We start from the raw sequence: 18,130 nt of genomic DNA, 5'->3' as shown, positions 1-18,130 counted from the left end.
ACAATACGTGATTAAGAACTTTTTTTCAACATCATTTAGCTAATTACATAAAGTAAATACATTCACAATTTTCTAATACTTGAGAAAGGTGAGGTGATTTAATTGGATCAACATATGCATAACTCTATTTTTACTTTCTTAACTTCCCAAGAAACAGCTCAACAATTCCTCTATCAATGTTATCAAAATTTACCAGGTATCAAGACAACAGATATTGAATTAAAAAGCTACGAAAATTGTCAATCCTTTATGTACTATTTAGATCACGGGAGAAAATTATACAAGACAGGGGAACAAGTAGATATCTTATTCCGACCTACCTTATTTTTTTATGGAATGAGCCATTTTATGAAAGCTGTTTTATTAACGAAACGACCTTATTATCCAGAATCAACAAAAATGCTAGCCCATGGAGTCTCAAGTAGAAAACGGAAAAAGAAGGCATATACATTTATGGATGATGAAGTTAAAATACAACATCATGGACTTCTACCGTATTATGCCAAACATATTTTAAATATGGAGCGATGGCCATTTGAAAAAGTGAAGATGAAATCAATGTTTTCCCTTATTCCAGAACTACACATGTTATTTCAATTAAATCACGATGAACAGTTAGTTCCTGTTGGACATGTTCATGGAGAAATATTACATTTTCCCAATTCTCTTTTAGACCAATATCATATAACAGCACAAGCTTTTATAAAGCGAATCAAGACCTTTCTACCTAAAATGAATTCGATAGAAATTGAACAGAATCATATTTCAATTGAGTTAGCACAACCATTTACTGATATAAACAATCACCCGTTTTTTATGGATCAAAAGCGAAGAATATATTTCCCTCGTTTTCGTGATATTTTCTTTCCCATATCTAAGTTAATTGTGCATTATTTACTATTATATAATCTCAGTATGTTAAGTAGATATGAGGCTGGATGGTGGGGTGATTTAATGGTCACCAAAGCAGAAATTGATTATCCCTTTATTGTAGAATATTTACAAATTGCAGCACAAAATGTACCGAATCTGTTCGGTTCCTATTTCATTGAGCAAACGCATTTGCGATAAACACTTGATACTTATTCATTATTTCTGATTGGCAGTGGAATGAAACGTTTTTTATCTTGAAGTTGATTAGAAACATTTACTTCTTTTACGAGAAACTTTTCTAAGACTTTTAAATGGGTTTCCGTCAATATTGTCTTCTTCGGTATAATCGGACGCCCTGATTTTCCTTTTATATCATCCAGAACGACACAACCTACTCGCAATTGTGATGGGTGAACACGCATGGTTTTCCTCCCTGAAATATATTTTTCACAAACAAATATTTTCTTTTAATAAAGAGTAATCAGCTTTATAGCCGATTACTCTTTATCATCTTCAGACTCTGTTTCTTGTGTCTGTATACCTTCTTCTTCTATTTCTTCCCCAGCCTCTTCTTCATCTTCTTCTACTTTGGCAACTGTCGCAACTTCTTCATCGTCTTGTATTCGAATCAAGCGTACACCTTGTGTATTTCGACCTGTCTGGGAAATTTCCTGAACAGGGATTCGGATTAAAACGCCATCTACTGTTATTAGCATAATATCTTCATCGCCATTTACTGCCTTTACAGAGACAACATAATCTGTATCCTCATGTAATTTACATGTAAAAATACCCTTTCCACCACGATTCGTTACACGGTATTCATCCTCAGGTGTACGTTTTCCAACCCCTTTATTTGTTACGTGGAGAATTTGTACACCTTCTTCAATAACCCCCATGGAAACTACTTCATCATCACCGCGTAATGTAATTCCTTTTACTCCTGCTGCGGTTCTCCCCATCGACCGAACTTGTTCTTCCTCAAACCGAATGATATAGCCATGTTTTGTTGCTAAGAACATATTTTTCGTACCATCTGTCATTTTTACATCAATTAGTTCATCATCATCTCGTAAACGTAACGCAATTAGGCCACCTTTACGTATATTGGCAAACTGGGAAATTTCTGTTCGCTTAGAGATTCCATGTTTTGTAGTAAAAAAGAAATACCATTCATCACTAAATTCGTTTACTGGCATTACAGCATTTACCCATTCATCTCGTTCTACTTGTAATAGATTAATAATCGGAATCCCTTTAGCTGTTCGACTAAACTCTGGAATTTCAAAACCTCGTAATTTATATACTTTCCCTTTATTTGTAAAGAAAAGAATCGTATCATGAGTAGAAGTTGACACAAGATGTTCCACAAAATCATCTTCATGTGTTCCCATTCCTTGAATTCCACGTCCACCTCGACGTTGTGTACGATATGTAGATGACGGCAATCGTTTAATATAACCACGATGTGTTAACGTAATAACGATATTTTCTTCTGGAATAAGGTCTTCATCTTCAAAAAAGTCAACCCCACCAAGGACTATTTCTGTACGTCGGTCATCTGAGTATTTATCCTTCATTTCTGTTAATTCTTCTCGAATGATATTTAGTATTTTTTCCTCGTCAGCAAGAATTGCCTTTAATTCTGCAATTAATTTAATTAAATCATTATACTCGATTTCAATTTTCTCACGCTCTAATCCTGTTAAGCGTTGAAGCCGCATATCAAGAATTGCTTGTGCTTGCTTTTCAGTTAATCCAAAACGTTCCATTAAGCCTGTACGAGCAATATCTGCCGTTTTGGAGTTACGAATTAAAGAAATAACTTCATCTAGGTGATCAAGTGCTATTTTTAATCCTTCTAAAATATGAGCACGTGCTTCCGCCTTACGCAATTCAAAGGCTGTTCTGCGCTCAATAATCTCCACTTGGTGATCTAAATAATGCCGTAATGCTTCTTTAATATTTAATACTTTTGGTTGTCCATCTACAAGTGCTAACATATTGACACCAAAAGTAGTTTGAAGGGATGTGTATTTATATAAATTATTTAAAACGACATTCGCATTTGCATCACGGCGTAATTCCATGACAATACGCATACCTTCACGATCTGATTCATCACGTAAATCTGTAATTCCATCAATTCGTTTTTCACGCACATGATCAGCAATCTTTTCGATTAGTTTTGCCTTGTTTACCTGATAAGGTAGTTCAGTGACAATGATTCGTTCTTTCCCACTCTTTTGTTCTTCAATTTCTACTTCTGCTCGTAATGTGATGGAACCCCGACCTGTTTCATATGCTTGACGAATACCACTTCTTCCTAGTATATTTCCTGCTGTTGGAAAATCTGGTCCTGGTAAATGATTTTCCATAATTTCCTCAATCGTTATTTCGGGATCATGGCTTAATGCTAAAACAGCATCAATCGTTTCTCCCAGATTATGTGGTGGAATATTTGTTGCCATCCCTACTGCAATTCCATGTGCACCATTGACAAGTAAATTCGGGAATCGGGATGGAAATACGACTGGCTCACGCTCAGATCCATCATAGTTATCCGTATAATCAATCGTATCTTTATTGATATCACGCAATAACTCCATAGAAATCTTAGACATTCTCGCTTCTGTATAACGCATAGCTGCAGCTGAGTCACCGTCTACAGAACCAAAGTTACCGTGGCCATCAACCAGCATATACCGATAACTAAAGTCTTGTGCCATCCGGACCATAGCATCATAAACAGCTGAATCACCATGTGGGTGATATTTACCAATAACTTCCCCGACAATCCGAGCTGATTTTTTATATGCTTTACCAGCATGCATACCTAAATCATTCATTGCATATAATATTCTACGATGGACCGGTTTTAAACCATCACGTACATCTGGTAGTGCACGTGAAACAATAACACTCATTGCATAATCAAGAAAAGAGGTACGGACCTCTTGGCTAATATTGACATCCTGTACATTTGGACGTTCTTCCATTTATTAAAAACCTCCTATGTATAAAAGCATTTTCGTAGCTTTTATTTACACAGCCTTATAACAATATCTTTCTTTACAGGCAGTTGGTAAGCATTAGTAACTCTAAAAAAATAAAATCTGACTAAAATCCAAATAAAATACCGCTTCTATTTGAATTCTAGTCTTTATATAGTGGTAATGAAATATCAATCTAATAGATGTATTTCGCTTTTAAATATCTAGATTTTTTACATATTGAGCATTTTCTTCAATGAAATTCCTTCTTGGTTCCACTCTGTCTCCCATTAAGACATCGAACGTCTTATCTGCATCAATTGCATCAATCAATTCTACGCGTAATAATGTGCGTGAATCAGGTGACATCGTTGTTTCCCATAATTGCTCTGCATTCATTTCACCAAGACCCTTATAACGTTGTAATCCTGGTTTTGGTGTTTTTGGAATTTCTGCTAAAATTTCATCTAATTGACGATCATCATATGCATAATATGCTTTTTTCCCTTGTTGAATCTTATATAAAGGTGGCTGTGCTATATACACATACCCTTTTTCAATCAATGGTCGCATAAAACGGTAGAAAAAGGTTAATAATAATGTTCGAATATGCGCACCATCTACATCGGCATCTGTCATAATAATTATTTTATGGTATCTTGCCTTTTCAATATCAAATTCTTCACCAATTCCAGTACCAAGCGCTGTAATAATCGCGCGAATTTCCCTATTTGAAAGAATGCGGTCTAATCGAGCTTTTTCAACGTTTAAAATTTTACCACGTAATGGTAAGATAGCCTGGAAATGACGATTTCTACCCTGTTTAGCAGATCCACCAGCAGAGTCACCCTCTACGATGTATAATTCGCTAATCTCAGCATCTCGTGACGAACAGTCTGCTAATTTCCCTGGTAAATTGGAAACCTCTAGAGCGCTTTTTCTTCGTGTTAAATCACGAGCCTTTTTAGCTGCCTCTCTTGCTCTTGATGCCATTAACCCTTTTTCAATAATTATTTTTCCGATATTTGGATTTTCAAATAAATACTTTGAAAATGTTTCACTAAAAACGGAATCTGTTACGGTTCGTACCTCGCTATTTCCTAACTTCGTCTTTGTTTGTCCTTCAAATTGTGGATCTGGATGTTTAATGGAAACAATTGCAGTAAGGCCTTCACGAACATCATCACCTGATAAATTAGTATCGCCATCTTTTAATAGATTACTTTTTCTTGCATAATCATTAATAACACGGGTGAGTGCTGATTTAAATCCTGATTCATGTGTCCCACCTTCATGTGTACTAATATTATTGGCAAATGAGAAGATATTGCTTGTAAAGCCTGTATTATATTGAATAGCAACATCAACTGTAATATCATCTTCAATTCCTTCTGCAAAAAATGGTTTATGAAGGGCTTCTTTATTTTGGTTAATATATTCTACATATTCACTAATACCACCTTCATAATGAAATGTCTCAATATCACGGTCTGTTCGTTTATCTTCTAAGGAAATTTTAATTCCTTTATTTAAATAAGCTAATTCACGTAAACGTTGACTGAGAATATCATATTCAAACACAGTCGTTTCTGTAAAGATTTCCGGATCTGGTTTAAAATGGATCATCGTTCCTGTTATATCCGTATTTCCAATCACTTGTAATTCTTCTGTCAACACACCGCGTTTAAAGCCGATAAAGTGAATTTTACCATTCAGATGAACAGAAACCTCTAGTTTTGTTGATAGAGCATTTACTACAGCAGCACCAACTCCATGCAATCCACCAGATACCTTATAACTTTCCCCATCAAATTTCCCACCAGCATGTAAAATTGTCATGATTACTTCGACTGCTGGTTTTCCTGTTTTCTTTTGAATATCAACAGGAATTCCTCTACCATCATCTTTGACAGTGATACTATTGTCTTCTTCAATGATGACTTCAATATGGTCACAATATCCTGCTAATGCTTCGTCAATGCTATTATCTACAATTTCCCAGACAAGATGATGTAATCCTCTTGAGCTTGTAGATCCGATATACATTCCAGGTCTTTTACGGACCGCTTCCAATCCCTCTAATACTTGTATTTGATCAGCTGTATACTTTTGTTCATTAACTAATTTTTCTTCCATTCCTTTACTTCACATCCATTTCAAAATGATTAATCCAGATTATCTTCATCTGTATAATCATCAAGATTACTTACTAATGAATCAATATTTGCACGTTTTTTTAATGTGTAAACAGATAAGGGACTAAAATATATACTGTCATTGGTGAAAATAATGGCCTTCGCAGTTTCCTTCGAGCCGATAATGGCCTTTTTCTTATGTTGCATCATTCTCTTCATCATTTGTGAGGAATCTACTGTCTCATAATCAATCATCGTAATAATATCTTCCGCTTGGATTGTATGCTCACTTCCTATATGAATAAACAATTTATTCCTCCTGTATAAAAATGATTTATTATCGTATGGTTAGATGGACATTGATATAAATTTAATTTGTTACCATACCATGATGAACATGAAATAAATCTGCTTTTTGTAGTGTGTCGTGGTGAATACCATCCACACTTGTTGTTGTAACAAAGGTTTGTACTTTCCCCTGAATAGTATTTAATAAATGGGATTGACGATAATCATCAAGTTCACTTAACACATCATCCAATAATAGAATGGGATATTCATGTATTTCACTTTTTATTAATTCAATTTCGGCTAATTTAATAGATAGTGCTGTTGTTCGTTGTTGACCTTGTGAACCATATGTTTGCACATCTCTTCCGTTTATTAGAAAAACCAAGTCATCACGATGTGGGCCAATTAATGTCGTTCCTCGATCTATTTCTTTTGTTTTTATTTTCTGGAATTCTTGTAAATAGGTTGTTTCTATTTTCTCCTTATTCGCCGTTTCTAATACTTCAATCGTTGGCTTATATTCAATTTCTAGTTTTTCCTCTCCACGGCTAATTTGAGAATGAACTGGTGTAGACCACTTTCTCAGTAATTCCAAAAAATTAAAACGTTTTTCCAAAATAATTGCTGCATGTCCTATGAGTTGTTCGGTTAAAACAGAAAGGATTGTTTCATCTTGTTGTTTTCTCTTTTGCATTTGCTTTAAAAGATGATTTCGTTGCTTTAGTATTTTTTGATATTGTCCTAGATGATAGATATAAGTTGGCTGAATTTGTCCTAATTCCATATCTATAAATCGTCTTCTGTTTTGGGGGGATCCTTTTACTAAAGTTAAATCCTCTGGCGCAAACATAACAACATTTAATGCCCCAATATAGTCACTGAGACGTTTTTGCTCCAATCGATTCCACTTCGCCTTTTTACCTTTAGATGAAATTGTAATTTCAAGAGGCATAGATTGATTCCGCTTCTGAATAGTTCCCTCTACTTTGGCAAACGACTTATCCCATTGAATTAAGTCTTTCTCCCTTGTCGTTCGATGGGATTTCGTAAATGCCAATAGATAAATAGCTTCCATTAGGTTTGTTTTACCTTGCGCATTTTCTCCGATTATCACATTTACCTTATTATGGAAAGTTATGTTCAAATCATCATAATTTCGGAAATTTTTTAGTTTTAATTGTTCAATAAGCATGCATATTCCTCATTTTATCTCCAAACACGTCATGAAAATATCCGCCCTGTTTATCAGCTATAAAAAAATACATACTAATCAGGCAGAGTAAAAGTCTATTCACTAATCACAACAAAGGATTCTCCATTGTCTATTTCCACAACATCATTTGGATATAATTTTCTTCCACGACGTTGTTCCTTTTCTCCATTTACAAGTACACCTTGTTCTTGCAAAAACTGTTTAATCATTCCACCTGAATCAAGAATATTAGCTAATTTTAAAAATTGCCCAAGTGTAATATATTCTGTTTTGATTTCTATTTGTTCATGCATTGTATCACCATGTCCTTATTTTTTACCGATAAAAGCCTCATATATCTATTTTACTAAAGTTTTCGAGTTAATGAAAGGCCCGACCCTATATTTGCATTAAAAACGCCTTAAAATGCCTTATTTTGCATTTTTACAGGTTATTTCTACCTCACTTTGCTATATTTCATAAAAAAACAGCTTAAAAAGATGTTGTTTTATAAAAAAATATTGTTGTGAAAGCAATTAAAATAAAAGAAATGAAAAAAGAATCGGCTCTAATGCCAATTCCTTTTTTAGACAGATGATGATTAATATGTTCGAACAGGTAGAATCAATTGTAAAATTTCATCGCCATTTATTGGTTTAATAATAAATGGACGCATTGCTCCTGTAAACTCTATTTTCACCTCATCTGCATGAATTGCTCGCAGTCCTTCTAATACATATTTTGAACTAAATGAAATCTTGAGTTCTTCACCTTCCATCGATTGGATTGGAACTTCTTCTGTTACATGGCCAATTTCTGGTGAGTTACTCATAATTTCAATCATATTATTATCTAATGTTGTCAACCGCACAACATTGTTTCTATCTTCTTTAGCTAAAAGAGCAGCACGATCAATTGCTTGAATTAACTCCTTTGTCTTTGTAAAAATAGTTGTTTTACTTTGTGTTGGAATTAATCGACTTGTTTCTGGATAATTTCCATCAAGTAATCTAGATAAGAAATTTAAGTGCTCTGTTTTAAAAAGGATTTGATTCTCTGTGACACTAATTTCAACCATTTCCTCTGTGTCATCTAATATTTTATTAAGTTCATTTAAACTTTTACCAGGAACAACAACATTTGAAAACTCAAGTTCACCAGCATCTATTGGGACATCACGAGAAGCCAGGCGATGACTATCTGTAGCAGTAAAATTTAACTTCCCTTTTTCTAGAGTAAATTTAACCCCTGTTAAAATTGGTCTTGTTTCCATGGATGAGACAGCAAAAACAGTTTGTTTGATCATATATTTTAACAAATCTGTTGGCATTTGAAAGCTGTTATCTGTCTCAACTTGTGGAAGTAATGGATATTCATCGGCATCTTGACCATTTAAACTAAATTCTGCTTTTCCAGAACGAATAGTTACTTGTAATTGTTCATCTACTTCAATTTGTACGGTATTCTCCGGTAATTTACGAATAATATCTGGAAAATAACGTGCATGAATAACAATGGATCCCTCTTCTATGTTCTCTACATATATTTCGCCATTTTTTTCAGTAGGAATAAAAGACTCTATCGAAATATCAGAATCACTACCAGTTAGTGTTATTCCATGTTGTTTTGCTTCTATTTTCATTCCAGTCAAAATGGGAATGGCAGTTCTTGAGGAAATAGCCTTCATTACATCTTGCACACTAGTAATTAATTTATCCCTTTGAATTGTGAATCTCATCTGTTTTCCTCCTGTATATATTTATATTAATATATTTTTAAAATAATAATAAAAGTAATAAGGCCTGTGAGTATGTGGATATGTGGCTTAAATAGTATTTAACTAAACTTATCCCCATGTGGATAGAATGTTAATAAGTATGAATAGTTATTAACGTTGTTCACAATGGCTAGATCGATTTTAATGTTTCTTTGATTTCTTCAATTTCCTTAGTAAGAACTGTATCGTCTACCAGTAATTTAGATATTTTATCATGTGCGTGTAAGACAGTTGTGTGATCTCTACCACCGAATTCATCACCAATTTTCGGTAAGGATAAATCTGTCAACTCTCGCGATAGATACATAGCAATTTGTCTCGGAAAGGCAATTGATTTTGTTCTTTTTTTGGCAATAAACTCTTCTATTTTTACATTATATTTTTCGCCAACGACTTCCATAATATGTTGAGTTGTGATGATTTTTGGTTTTTTACTTGGGATAATATCCTTTAATGCATCAGCAGCCAAGGAAGCATCAATATCTTGATTTACTAGGGATGAATAGGCAACAACTCGGATTAATGCACCTTCTAATTCACGAATATTTGTATCAATTTGATTGGCAATATACATCATGACTTCATTTGGAATATCTAATCCTTCTGCTTTTGCCTTTTTATTTAAAATAGCAATTCTTGTTTCCAAATCTGGTGGTGTAATATCTGTAATTAATCCCCATTCAAATCGAGAACGGAGTCGATCTTCCAATGTCGGTATTTCCTTTGGTGGCCTGTCACTAGAAATAACGAGTTGTTTATTTTCCTCATGTAGCGCATTGAATGTATGGAAAAACTCTTCCTGTGTTGATTCCTTCCCAGCAATAAATTGAATATCATCAATTAGAAGGACATCAACTGTTCGATATTTATTTCTGAATTCAGCTGTTTTATTTTCCATAATCGCATTAATAAATTCATTAGTAAATTTCTCCGATGTCAGATAAACGACTTTTGCATCTGGTTTATGCTCACGTACATAATGACCGATAGCATGCATTAAATGCGTTTTTCCAAGCCCAACACCACCATATATAAATAAAGGATTATATGCTTTTGCTGGAGCTTCTGCTACTGCTAGTGATGCAGCATGAGCAAATCTATTTCCAGAACCAATGACAAATGTATCGAATAAGTATTTTGGGTTAAGCATTGTTTTTTGAATTTTTTGTTGCTCCTGCTGGATAGCTTTTACCTGCTTTGGTGTTGCTTGAATATTTTCATCCTCAGAGATTGTTTTGGGAATGATAAATTTAATTTGTAATAATGAACCAGTTACTTCTTCTACAATTGTTGCAATTAATCCAGAGTATTGTTCTTCTAACCAATCTCTAGCAAATTCATTTGGAGCAGTAATGGTTAGTTCATTACCTTCTAATTTTTCTGCTTGTGTATGTTTTAACCATGTTTCAAAACTAGGTTTACTCACTTTTTCTTCAATTTTCTTTAAAACGACACTCCAAAGATCGCCAATGTTTTCCAAGTTTTTAATCCCCCTTTCTATTTTCATTTACCTGATAGGTGATGGAAAATAAATATAGACATATAATAGTTCCTCATTTCATATGTTAGTGATATAAAATAGAAGATTTAGATGAAAAAGCCTCTCCCAGTCTATTATTTATAGATGGAAAGGCGACAATTTTTATTAAATTATAATAATGGACGTTCTTTTGTTATGGAATTTTAATTGTTTTTTGATAGAAGATAGAAAAACAAGTCTCATTTTTGGTAGTTATTATCAACATCCACAAGTATGTTAATAACTTTTTTAACAGGCTGTGAAGAATATGTCCACAAGTTATCCACAATCTGTGTATAAACCAAACTTCAGAAATGTTATTCACAAGCTAAAACAATATAATCATACCAGATAAAAATGTAGTATGCAAAGGTTTTTCGACAGTTATCCACAAAATCAACCCATTGTAGATAAAAAATATCCACACCACTAGATTTTGTGATTAACCTGGAGATAAATGTTGTGGTTAAAATTTCTATGAAAAATAATAATAACATAAGATGTGAATGAAATATAGTGAATATGTGGATAAGTATTATTAAGTAATTAAAAGGGAAAAATAAGAAAAAGAAAAATGATGTGAGGATAGTGGAGTGATTTTTTGACTCATTTTTATAAAAATTAGAATCTCTAATTACTAAAACGGAAAATATAGTTATATTTAAAAGGTGAGTTTGAGAATAGAGTTGACAGATGTATTATTTCTTAAGTATAATTACAAAGACTGTTTACAGATAGTGTAATTTCCCTTGAGGAGGTGCAATATAGATGAAAAGAACATATCAACCACATAATCGTAAAAGAAAACGAGTTCATGGTTTTCGTGCACGTATGAGCACTAAAAATGGAAGAAAAGTATTAGCTCGCCGTCGCCGTAAAGGAAGAAAAGTATTGTCTGCATAGGCCACTGAAAAGTCAGTGGTCTTTTTTAAGATTATAGGAAGAACTTTTAATACCTAGTAAGGTGATGGAATGAAGAAGAGAAATCGTGTTAAAAGTAATCAAGAATTTCAATATATTTTCAAACATGGAAAATCATTTGCGAATCGGCAGTTAGTGATCTATTACTTAGAAAAAGCAGAACAAAAACATTTTCGCATTGGACTTTCTGTTGGGACAAAAATAGGGAATGCAGTAACTCGTAATCAGATTAAACGGTATTTAAGACAAGCATTCCATGAATTAGAGACTGAAATAAAACCTACATATGACATCATTATTATTGCTCGGCAACCAGCGAAAAATATGGGGTTTCATGATATAAAGAAAAGCTTAGTTCATTTATTAAAAAAGAAGCATTTATTAAAAAGTAGAAGTAAAAAATAGTTAACGATAGAATATCTGTATAAATTCAGTTAAAATATGAGGTAAATCAGCTTTTTTATATGGAGTTTAGTAAGGAGGAAATAGATTGCGAAAGAAAAAAGTTTATTTGCTTTTAGCGTTGATTGGCGTCATTCTTTTTCTTTCTGGATGTACACAAGTTAACGAGCCGATTACAGCAGAGAGTACCGGATTTTGGAACAAATTTTTCGTATATCCAATGTCATCGTTAATTACATATTTTTCAGAGCTATTAGGAAATAATTATGGTTTAGCGATTGTTATTGTGACGGTTATTATTCGTTTGATTCTTTTACCATTAAACGTGAAGCAAATTAAAAGTTCAAGAGCAATGCAAGATATTCAACCAGAATTAAAAGCTTTACAAGAGAAATATAAATCGAAAGATGCTAAAACACAACAGAAGTTGCAACAGGAGACAATGGCATTATTTCAAAAACATGGTGCAAATCCACTTGCGGGTTGTTTACCAATTTTTATCCAAATGCCAATTCTTATTGCGATGTACCATGCAATCATGCGTACAGATGCAATAAAAGAAGGAAGTTTCCTATGGTTCCAGTTAGGTAGCCCAGATTATATTTTACCTTTCATTGCAGCAGGTGCAACCTTCCTTCAACAAAAATTAATGATGGCTGGCAGTCCAGCTGCTGATAACCCGCAATTTAAAATCATGCTTTATGTGATGCCAATTATGATTGGGGTATTTGCTTTCATGTTCCCAGCTGCTTTAGCATTGTATTGGGTAGTCGGAAATATATTTATGGTTGCACAAACAATTTTCATTAACAAACCGATGATGAAAAATGCTAATACTGGGGGAGACAAAAAGTGAGACAAGTAACTGCTAGTGGACAAACAGTAGAAGACGCGGTCCAATCAGCGATGGAGCAGTTAAATACCGAAAAGGACCATGTTGATATTGAAGTAATTGATGAAGGTAGAAAAGGGATTTTAGGTCTGTTTGGCTCGAAGCCAGCAATCGTAAAAGTAACATTGCGAAAGAATCCAATCTTAGAAGCTGAAAAATATCTTCGTACAATTTGCCAACAAATGGAAGTAGATGTTGATATTGAAGTGGAACAACAGGAAAATAGAGTTACTTTCCATTTAAGCAGTGAAAAAGTCGCTTTACTCATAGGAAAACGTGGTCAAACATTGAACGCGTTACAGTATTTAGTTCATTTAATGATCAATCGTAGTGCCAAAGTATTTTATGTTGTTGTCTTAGATGCTGAAGGCTATCGAAAAAGAAGAAAAGAGACATTAGAAATACTAGCTTTTCGTATGTCAGAGCGTGCTAAGCGAATAAAGCGTAAAGTCAAATTAGAACCAATGCCAGCTTTTGAACGGAAAATCATTCATACGGCATTACAAGAAGATAAAGATGTGGAAACAATGTCAGATGGAAAAGAACCATATCGGCATATTATTATTAAACCAATATAAAAGTTAAAAAGTCCTAGATTTTCTAGGGCTTTTTTTGTTTTTAAAAATGCTTTTTTTATACGAGCTGCAGGGAAAATCTTTCTGGTGCAAATTTATTCAAAAAGAAAAACTTTTAAACAAAACCTTGGAAAATAAAGGAAAAATTTAATATATTTTTTCATAAAAAGTCTTGATTCAAGTAGAATTTAACAACAATAAAGATAAAAATAACCCATTTATTCACATGTGGATAAATGGGTTATTTTTACATAAGATTTACTAAAAAAATCTATTGTGGATAAGTTTATTTTTAAGTGATTTTGTGGTAATCTATTTACTTAGGATGATTTTGTGGATAAGTTTATTTCAAATAGATACTATGATGGATTTTTTTAGGAGGTGACGACGTAATGGAGATAGAAACAATTGCGGCGATATCGACACCAATTGGTGAGGGAGCAATTTCAATTGTCCGTTTAAGTGGGCCGGAAGCAGTAGAAATTGCTAATGGGTTGTTCGGTGGTAAAGATTTGTTACAAGTTGATTCGCATACGATTCACTATGGAAAATTAATTGATCCAGAAACAAAAGAAATCGCAGAAGAAGTCATGATTTCTGTGATGCGTGCGCCAAAGACATTTACGAGAGAAGATATTGTGGAAATTAATACACATGGGGGAATCGTTGCTGTCAATCGTGTTTTAGAAATGGTATTAGAAAGTGGAGCACGATTAGCTGAACCTGGTGAATTCACCAAACGTGCCTTTTTGAACGGGAGAATTGATTTATCTCAGGCTGAAGCAGTAATGGATTTAATCCGTGCTAAAACAGATAAAGCAATGGGAGTTGCATTACGACAAATGGATGGTCGTTTATCTCATTTAATTAAGAAATACCGCCAAGAATTATTAGAAACGATTGCCCATGTTGAGGTAAATATCGATTATCCAGAATACGATGATGTGGAAGAGATGTCTCATACACTAATGCGTGAAAAAACAAAAAAAGTTGCCAATGAAATAGAACAACTTTTACAGGTTGCAAAACAAGGGAAAATTTTACGTGAAGGATTATCTACTGCCATTATTGGAAGACCAAATGTGGGGAAGTCTTCTTTAATGAATACTCTTGTACAAGAGAATAAAGCAATTGTTACAGATGTTCCAGGCACAACAAGAGATATTATTGAAGAGTATGTAAGTGTTCGTGGTGTTCCATTGAGATTGGTGGACACAGCTGGAATTCGTGAAACAGAAGATATTGTCGAAAAAATAGGTGTAGAACGTTCAAGAAAAGTCCTAATGGAATCGGATTTAATCTTATTTGTCTTAAACAATAATGAAGTGCTAACGGAAGACGATAAAAATCTTTTTGAAGCTGTAAAAGGCCTTGAATATATTGTTATAATTAATAAAACAGATTTAAATCAGAAACTATCATTAGCAGAAGTAAAGAAATTAGCAGAAAATAAGCCAATTATTACGACTTCGTTAATTCAAGAAGAAGGAATTGAGGAATTAGAAAAGGCAATTGCTGATACATTTTTTGCTGGTGATATAGATACGGGAGATATGACGTATGTTTCCAATGCAAGGCATATTCAATTATTAAAACAGGCGAAACAGGCTCTTCTAGATGCATCTAGAAGCTTAGAATTAGGAATGCCACTTGATATCGTTCAAATCGATGTAACGAGAACATGGGAATTATTAGGTGAAATTATTGGGGATACAGCAAGTGATGCATTAATTGATCAACTGTTTTCTCAATTTTGTTTAGGAAAATAAAATTACAAATGAAGAAAGGATGAAGACACATGCTATATGATGGAGGCCATTATGATGTTATTGTTGTCGGAACAGGCCACGCCGGATGTGAAGCAGGTTTGGCTGCTGCTCGTATGGGTGCTAAGACACTAATGCTTACATTGAACCTAGATATGATTGCATTTATGCCATGTAACCCATCACTCGGTGGTCCCGCAAAAGGAATTGTTGTACGTGAAGTGGATGCGCTTGGTGGTGTGATGGGGAAAGTTATAGACAACGCACATATTCAAATGCGTATGTTAAATACTAGAAAAGGCCCAGCAGTACAAGCTTTGCGTGCCCAAGCAGATAAACCAGTGTATGTTCAGGAAATGAAGCAAATCATCGAACAAGAAGAAAATATTACCCTCCGTCAAGCAATGGTTAATGAATTAATCGTTGAAGATGGGGTATGTAAAGGTGTTGTTACAGAAACGAGAGCAGCCTACTATGCTGATGCAGTTATCGTCACAACAGGTACCTTTATGCGTGGAAAAGTGCTGATGGGTGATTTAGAATATGAGAGTGGCCCAAATAACCAACGTGTATCTGTAAAATTATCAGAGCACCTAGAAGAACTTGGTTTTCAATTAACTCGTTTTAAAACAGGGACACCACCCCGAGTCAATGGTCGTACAATTGATTATTCACAAACTGAAATTCAACCAGGGGATGACAAAGCTCAAGGCTTTTCTTTTGAAACGGAAAAATATAACACAGAACAAATGCCATGTTGGTTAACACACACAAATGCAAACACGCATCAAATCATCAATGATAATTTAACACAGTCTGCTATGTATTCAGGAGCAAAACGTGGAACAGGTCCTCGTTATTGTCCATCAATTGAAGATAAAATTGTTCGTTTTCATGACAAACCACGTCATCAAGTCTTTTTAGAACCAGAAGGACGGAAAACAGAAGAATATTACGTTCAAGGGTTATCGACATCACTTCCTGAATCATTACAACATCATATTGTTCGTTCAGTACGTGGTTTAGAAAATGCAGAAATTATGCGTCCAGGTTATGCAATCGAATATGATGCATTAGTACCAACACAATTGTGGCCGACATTAGAAACGAAAAAAATTCCAGGATTGTTTACAGCAGGCCAAATTAATGGTACATCTGGATATGAAGAGGCAGCAGCACAAGGAATTATGGCTGGAATTAATGCCGTACAGAAAATCCGAGGAAAAGAACCATTTATTTTAGACCGTTCTCAAGCATATATCGGGGTTCTCATCGATGACCTTGTTACAAAAGGAACACGAGAACCATATCGCTTGCTTACTTCACGTGCAGAGTATCGCTTGCTTTTACGTCATGATAATGCAGATCTTCGTTTAACAGAACTTGGATTTGAATTAGGATTAATTAATGAAGAACGACATGAGAAGTTTTTGGAGAAAAAACGTCTTGTGGAGGAAGAAAAAGACCGTCTTTATAAAATGATTGTTAAACCAACAAAAGAAGTACAAGAAATGTTAACTAAAGTAAAAGGATCTCCATTGAAAGACGCTGTTCGTGCTTACGATTTACTAAAACGTCCGGAAGTAAAGTATGAACATTTGGAATCAGTTATTGAATCAAATGAATCTTTGCCACAAGTTGTCAAAGAACAAGTGGAAATTCAAATAAAATACGAAGGTTATATTAAGAAGACATATGAACAAGTAGGACGAATGCAAAAAATGGAAGAAAAACAAATCCCAGAAAACATTGATTATGATCAAATTAGCGGGATTGCGACAGAAGCAAAGGAAAAATTAAAACAAGTACGCCCATTATCAGTTGGTCAGGCATCAAGAATCTCTGGTGTTAACCCATCTGACATATCGATTCTACTTGTTTATATTGAGCATGGGAAAGTTGCCAAATTGGCAAATTAAAGAAAACTGTTTATTAAGCCGACATAGTATATGTCGGTTTTTAAACAATACATATGAAGGAGAAAAGTAATTGAATCCAACAGAATTTAGTTCGGAGTTGCAAAAACAGGGAATTATTTTATCTGACCAACAGAAAAAACAATTTTCCATTTATTTCCAAACACTTATTGAATGGAATGAAAAAATGAATTTAACTGCTTTAACAGAGGAAGGAGATGTTTATTTAAAACATTTTTATGATTCTATTTCCGCAGCCTTTTATTATGATTTTACAAAAAAAATAAATATTTGTGATGTAGGTGCTGGTGCTGGATTTCCGAGTATTCCATTAAAAATATGTTTTCCCCACCTTGAAATCACAATTGTTGATTCATTAAAAAAGCGAATTGGTTTTTTGAATCATTTGGCAGAGGAGTTAGAACTAGAAGGGGTACATTTTTACCACGGCCGGGCAGAAGATTTCGGAAAAAACAAACAATTCCGTGGCAAATTTGATCTTGTTTTAGCGAGGGCAGTTGCACGAATGTCGGTTTTAAGTGAACTTTGTCTACCGTTATGTAAAAAAGAAGGGCATTTTATTGCAATGAAAGGTGCCCAAGGTGAAGAAGAATTAAATAATGCAAAAAAGGCAATTAAAACACTTGGTGGTCGATTAAGTGATACATATCTATTCAATTTACCGAAAGAAGATAGTGAACGTACAATCATTGTGATTGATAAAGAAAAAGATACACCAAAAAAATATCCTAGAAAACCAGGTACTCCTAATCGTCAACCAATTGAATAAAAAAGTGAAAAGATAGAGATATCAATAGTAAGAGAGGTTCTATGCTACGTTGTTTTCTCGCTAAAAAATGATAATTATGGTAAAATAT

General features: G+C 34.0%; 16 protein-coding genes. 8 read left to right on the top strand and 8 right to left on the bottom strand.

The window, feature by feature from the left end:
* Positions 1–102 precede the first annotated feature (102 nt).
* Positions 103–1,071 (top strand): YaaC family protein, encoded by a 969-nt coding sequence (locus FHP05_RS11365; RefSeq protein WP_230973997.1) that lies wholly within the window; start codon positions 103–105, stop codon positions 1,069–1,071.
* Between the two features lie 11 nt (positions 1,072–1,082).
* Here the strand turns inward: FHP05_RS11365 and FHP05_RS11360 are convergent, their stop codons facing one another.
* The 8 genes from FHP05_RS11360 to dnaA all read right to left on the bottom strand — a co-directional run bounded on the left by FHP05_RS11360 (position 1,083) and on the right by dnaA (position 10,741).
* A complete protein-coding gene (locus FHP05_RS11360) occupies positions 1,083–1,295 on the bottom strand; it encodes a hypothetical protein (protein ID WP_147668338.1) in 213 nt (70 codons plus the stop codon).
* 75 nt (positions 1,296–1,370) lie between these two features.
* Positions 1,371–3,872: a DNA gyrase subunit A gene (gene gyrA, locus FHP05_RS11355; RefSeq protein WP_147668336.1), complete on the bottom strand. Its 2,502-nt coding sequence runs from the start codon at positions 3,870–3,872 to the stop codon at positions 1,371–1,373.
* Positions 3,873–4,082: 210 nt separating this feature from the next.
* Complete coding sequence (gene gyrB / locus FHP05_RS11350) at positions 4,083–6,002, bottom strand: DNA topoisomerase (ATP-hydrolyzing) subunit B (RefSeq protein ID WP_147668334.1); 1,920 nt, start codon at positions 6,000–6,002, stop codon at positions 4,083–4,085.
* A 29-nt stretch (positions 6,003–6,031) separates the two neighbouring features.
* Positions 6,032–6,310 (bottom strand): extracellular matrix regulator RemB, encoded by a 279-nt coding sequence (gene remB, locus FHP05_RS11345; protein ID WP_147668331.1) that lies wholly within the window; start codon positions 6,308–6,310, stop codon positions 6,032–6,034.
* 61 nt (positions 6,311–6,371) lie between these two features.
* Complete coding sequence (gene recF, locus FHP05_RS11340) at positions 6,372–7,484, bottom strand: DNA replication/repair protein RecF (RefSeq protein ID WP_147668330.1); 1,113 nt, start codon at positions 7,482–7,484, stop codon at positions 6,372–6,374.
* A gap of 95 nt (positions 7,485–7,579) precedes the next feature.
* A complete protein-coding gene (yaaA, locus tag FHP05_RS11335; RefSeq protein ID WP_147668328.1) occupies positions 7,580–7,798 on the bottom strand; it encodes a S4 domain-containing protein YaaA in 219 nt (72 codons plus the stop codon).
* A gap of 287 nt (positions 7,799–8,085) precedes the next feature.
* On the bottom strand, positions 8,086–9,222 hold the full coding sequence (dnaN, locus tag FHP05_RS11330) for a DNA polymerase III subunit beta (RefSeq protein ID WP_147668326.1): 1,137 nt from the start codon (positions 9,220–9,222) through the stop codon (positions 8,086–8,088).
* A 169-nt stretch (positions 9,223–9,391) separates the two neighbouring features.
* On the bottom strand, positions 9,392–10,741 hold the full coding sequence (gene dnaA / locus FHP05_RS11325) for a chromosomal replication initiator protein DnaA (RefSeq protein ID WP_147668324.1): 1,350 nt from the start codon (positions 10,739–10,741) through the stop codon (positions 9,392–9,394).
* Between the two features lie 807 nt (positions 10,742–11,548).
* On the opposite strand from dnaA, the gene rpmH reads away from it, so the two are divergent.
* The 7 genes from rpmH to rsmG all read left to right on the top strand — a co-directional run bounded on the left by rpmH (position 11,549) and on the right by rsmG (position 18,042).
* Entirely contained in the window at positions 11,549–11,683 is a 135-nt protein-coding gene (gene rpmH / locus FHP05_RS11320; RefSeq protein WP_146937224.1) for a 50S ribosomal protein L34, read from the top strand.
* 69 nt (positions 11,684–11,752) lie between these two features.
* Positions 11,753–12,106 (top strand): ribonuclease P protein component, encoded by a 354-nt coding sequence (gene rnpA, locus FHP05_RS11315; RefSeq protein WP_147668322.1) that lies wholly within the window; start codon positions 11,753–11,755, stop codon positions 12,104–12,106.
* A gap of 85 nt (positions 12,107–12,191) precedes the next feature.
* Positions 12,192–12,959, top strand: coding sequence for a YidC family membrane integrase SpoIIIJ (gene spoIIIJ / locus FHP05_RS11310; RefSeq protein WP_147668320.1), 768 nt, complete (start codon positions 12,192–12,194; stop codon positions 12,957–12,959).
* Entirely contained in the window at positions 12,956–13,573 is a 618-nt protein-coding gene (gene jag / locus FHP05_RS11305; RefSeq protein ID WP_147668318.1) for an RNA-binding cell elongation regulator Jag/EloR, read from the top strand. The genes spoIIIJ and jag overlap by 4 nt, the downstream gene beginning before the upstream one ends.
* 389 nt (positions 13,574–13,962) lie before the next feature.
* Positions 13,963–15,339: a tRNA uridine-5-carboxymethylaminomethyl(34) synthesis GTPase MnmE gene (gene mnmE / locus FHP05_RS11300; RefSeq protein ID WP_147668316.1), complete on the top strand. Its 1,377-nt coding sequence runs from the start codon at positions 13,963–13,965 to the stop codon at positions 15,337–15,339.
* Positions 15,340–15,368: 29 nt separating this feature from the next.
* Entirely contained in the window at positions 15,369–17,255 is a 1,887-nt protein-coding gene (gene mnmG, locus FHP05_RS11295; protein WP_147668315.1) for a tRNA uridine-5-carboxymethylaminomethyl(34) synthesis enzyme MnmG, read from the top strand.
* Between the two features lie 70 nt (positions 17,256–17,325).
* Entirely contained in the window at positions 17,326–18,042 is a 717-nt protein-coding gene (rsmG, locus tag FHP05_RS11290) for a 16S rRNA (guanine(527)-N(7))-methyltransferase RsmG (protein ID WP_147668313.1), read from the top strand.
* The last annotated feature ends 88 nt before the right edge of the window (positions 18,043–18,130 follow it).

Origin of the sequence: Cerasibacillus terrae (genome assembly GCF_008039555.1) — a bacterium.
Taxonomy (GTDB): Bacteria; Bacillota; Bacilli; order Bacillales; family Amphibacillaceae; genus Cerasibacillus; species Cerasibacillus terrae.
Note: the sequence above shows the minus strand (reverse complement) of the source record. Positions and strands in the feature narration are given on the sequence as shown.

Bases quoted from the DNA above. Each gene is read 5' to 3' on its own strand.
- FHP05_RS11360 (WP_147668338.1), bottom strand. From the start codon at position 1,295: ATGCGTGTTCACCCATCACAATTGCGAGTAGGTTGTGTCGTTCTGGAT.
- gyrA (WP_147668336.1), bottom strand. From the start codon at position 3,872: ATGGAAGAACGTCCAAATGTACAGGATGTCAATATTAGCCAAGAGGTC.
- gyrB (WP_147668334.1), bottom strand. From the start codon at position 6,002: ATGGAAGAAAAATTAGTTAATGAACAAAAGTATACAGCTGATCAAATA.
- recF (WP_147668330.1), bottom strand. From the start codon at position 7,484: ATGCTTATTGAACAATTAAAACTAAAAAATTTCCGAAATTATGATGAT.
- yaaA (WP_147668328.1), bottom strand. From the start codon at position 7,798: ATGCATGAACAAATAGAAATCAAAACAGAATATATTACACTTGGGCAA.
- dnaN (WP_147668326.1), bottom strand. From the start codon at position 9,222: ATGAGATTCACAATTCAAAGGGATAAATTAATTACTAGTGTGCAAGAT.
- rpmH (WP_146937224.1), top strand. From the start codon at position 11,549: ATGAAAAGAACATATCAACCACATAATCGTAAAAGAAAACGAGTTCAT.
- rnpA (WP_147668322.1), top strand. From the start codon at position 11,753: ATGAAGAAGAGAAATCGTGTTAAAAGTAATCAAGAATTTCAATATATT.
- mnmE (WP_147668316.1), top strand. From the start codon at position 13,963: ATGGAGATAGAAACAATTGCGGCGATATCGACACCAATTGGTGAGGGA.
- mnmG (WP_147668315.1), top strand. From the start codon at position 15,369: ATGCTATATGATGGAGGCCATTATGATGTTATTGTTGTCGGAACAGGC.